The sequence below is a fragment of the Psychromonas aquatilis genome (genome assembly GCF_038155185.1).
Lineage (GTDB): Bacteria > Pseudomonadota > Gammaproteobacteria > Enterobacterales > Psychromonadaceae > Psychromonas > Psychromonas aquatilis.
In genome coordinates this window covers 1-209 of sequence record NZ_JBAKAZ010000460.1, presented here as the reverse complement: position 1 = coordinate 209, position 209 = coordinate 1, and the positions used below count along the sequence as shown (strand labels likewise).

Annotated in this window: 1 pseudogene; it reads left to right on the top strand. The window is 32.5% G+C overall.

Annotated elements, in window-relative coordinates:
* Window positions 1-18: 18 nt before the first annotated feature.
* A pseudogene (locus V6256_RS16160) lies at window positions 19-209 on the top strand (3-deoxy-D-manno-octulosonate 8-phosphate phosphatase); the annotation flags it as partial.

The window sequence follows — 209 nt, the reverse complement described above, 5'->3', positions numbered from 1 at the left end:
GTTAAAAAGAGTCGACAAATGATTGCTACACCCTATGGAAAAAATGATCCTATTGTTTTTGAACAAGCAAAAAAAATAAAATTATTTGTCTGCGTTGTAGATGGCGTTTTTTCTGATGGTCGAATTTACGTCGGTAATGATGGTGAAGAATTAAAAGCATTTCATACCAAAGATGGCTTTGGCCTTAAAGCATTCATGAAACAAAATAT